Here is a 2,389-nt window from a genome sequence, read left to right on the forward strand (position 1 = left end):
ATCATGTATCATCCCCGCACAATAGCGTTGGGATTGCAGGAGGAACATGCAGCCCATCATCGGTGTGGTTGCCGACGATCTCACAGGCGGCATGGAAACGGCAGCGATGCTGGTGGCTCTCGGCGTCGACTGCGGTTTCGTGACCAGGCCTGCCTTGGTCCACCATTTCGCCAACTCGCCCGCCGTGGTCGTCGCGCAAAAGACCCGCGTCGTTCCCGCCGCCGAGGCCGTGCGGAAATCGGAAGACGCGGCACAGCAGCTTCTCGACATCGGCGCGAGACGGCTGTTCTTCAAATATTGCGCCACCTTCGATTCCACCGATGACGGCAATATCGGCCCGGTGGCCGACAGCCTGCTTGCCCTGACGCGGGCCACGCATACCGGCTTCTGCCCGAGTTCCGGCGATCTCGCGCGCAGTGTCTTCCAGGGCCATCTCTTCGTCGGCGCGCAGCTCGTTTCGGAATCGCCGAAACGGCACGATCCGCTGACCCCGATGACCGATCCCAGCCTGGTGCGCGTGTTGCAGCGGCAGTCGAAACTCGCCGTCGGGCTGTTGCCGCACAATGTCGTGCGGGCAGAGCCATCCACCCGCCGCGCTTATCTCGACCATCTGGTCGCGCAAGGCGTGCGGCACGTCATCATGGACGCCATCTATGCGGACGATCTTGCCGCGGTCGCAGCACTCACCGTCGATTGGCCGCTGATGACCGGCAACGCGCCGGTCATCCGCCACTACCCCGCGCTCTGGCGTGAGCGCGGCTGGCTGGACGACGCGCCGCCCAAGCGGCCGCTGCCGGCGGTCGAAAGCCCCGGTGTCGTGCTGGCAGGCAGTTGCGCGGAACGCACGCTCGAGCAGCTCACTGCGTTCGAGCACGCAAGGCCGGTGCACCGTATCGACATCGCTGCGGTCGCGAGCGTCGATGCGGCGGTTCAGCAGGCGCTCGGCTGGTCGGGCACGCATATCGACGGCGGTCCGATCGCGATTGCCACCTCCGCCGGCCCGGAACAGGTCAGAACCGCGCAGGCAAGACATGGGCGCGAAGGCGCAGCAAGTGTCGCCGAGGCTATTCTTGGCCGGCTCTCCGTAGAACTGCGCAAGCGCGGCGTCCGGCGCTTCCTCGTCGCAGGCGGCGAGACGTCCGGATCGGTTGTCGAGCAGCTTGGAATAGATCGCCTGAGGATCGGCGCCTACCAAGGGCCCGGCATCGCGCGCGCGACAACGGAAGAAGGCGAGATCGTCGCGCTCAGCCTCAAATCCGGAAAGCTTGGGCCACCGGACATGTTCCTGCCGACGCTGGAATCCATGCGGCATCCGGAGCACTGAGGTGACGATGGACGAAGACACACCTCGCCAGGCAATCGTCGACACCGTGAGGCGCCTGCAGGACAAAGGCTTCAATCACGGCAACAGCGGCAATGTGAGCTGCCGCCTTGCCGGCGGCATGCTGATCACGCCTACCGGGGCAAACAGCGCCAATCTCACGCCGTCCAGGCTTGTCCGCGTCGAAGACGACGGCAGCATGATCGGCGGCGTTCCATCGAGCGAATGGCACATGCACGCCGCGATCCTCGACGCCTACCCGGTCGCCAATGCGGTGATCCATACCCATGCCGATGCCTGTGTGGCGCTGGGATGCCTGCGCAAGCCGCTGCCGTCGTTCCACTACATGGTTGCGACCTTCGGCGGCACCGATGTGCGCTGCGCCCGCTACGCCACCTTTGGCACCATGGAGCTCGGGGCATCGGCGGTCGAGGCGCTCAAGGATCGCACCGCCTGTCTGCTCGCCAATCACGGCATGATCGCAATCGGCAAGACGCTGGAAGCCGCCTTCCAGACCACGGTGAAACTGGAGACGCTGGCGCGTCAGTATCTGATGGCGTTGCAGGTCGGCGAACCGGCCCTGCTTCCCGAAGCGGAAATGGAGCGGGTCGGCAAGCGATACGGCAATTATGGAATGGGTTTGTTGCCCGGCTAGCGAAGACGGAAACGCGGTTCTTATGAACCAAATTCTCGAAAGGCTGCGGACCCGCGATATGGACAGGTCCGGCGGCGTGTGATCTTGAGAACCATTGGCCAGATGCGAAAAGCGAGTCCGCTGACGAATGCAGAACCTGCCTGAGATCCAGGCGACGAGCCTGTCTTCGCAGATCTACCTGCGTCTTCGCCAGGAGTTGATGTCGGCGCGGCTTCATCCCGGCGACCGGCTGAAGATCCGCGGCCTTGCAAAGCAGCTCGGCACCAGCGAGACGCCTGTGCGCGAAGCCATCTTCCAGCTCGTCAAGGATGGCGCGCTGGAGATGAAGCCGGGCTACTACATCCGCGTGCGGCGGATCAGCCTCAAGGAATATCTGGAGCTGCGCGACATTCGCCTCGTGCTGGAACCTTATG

Annotated in this window: 3 protein-coding genes; all 3 read left to right on the forward strand. The window is 64.4% G+C overall.

Annotated elements, in window-relative coordinates; genetic code table 11:
• The first annotated feature begins 46 nt into the window (after nt 1-46).
• Nucleotides 47-1,324 carry a 3-oxo-tetronate kinase gene (gene otnK, locus EOA27_RS32125; RefSeq protein WP_126062122.1) on the forward strand — a complete coding sequence of 426 codons (1,278 nt, stop codon included), beginning with the start codon at nt 47-49 and terminating at the stop codon, nt 1,322-1,324.
• Between the two features lie 7 nt (nt 1,325-1,331).
• Nucleotides 1,332-1,976 carry a class II aldolase/adducin family protein gene (locus EOA27_RS32130; RefSeq protein WP_126064754.1) on the forward strand — a complete coding sequence of 215 codons (645 nt, stop codon included), beginning with the start codon at nt 1,332-1,334 and terminating at the stop codon, nt 1,974-1,976.
• 127 nt (nt 1,977-2,103) lie between these two features.
• A partial coding sequence (locus EOA27_RS32135) for a GntR family transcriptional regulator (protein ID WP_145970679.1) occupies nt 2,104-2,389 on the forward strand: 286 nt, incomplete at its 3' end.

This window comes from Mesorhizobium sp. M2A.F.Ca.ET.037.01.1.1 (assembly GCF_003998075.1).
Taxonomy (GTDB): Bacteria; Pseudomonadota; Alphaproteobacteria; order Rhizobiales; family Rhizobiaceae; genus Mesorhizobium.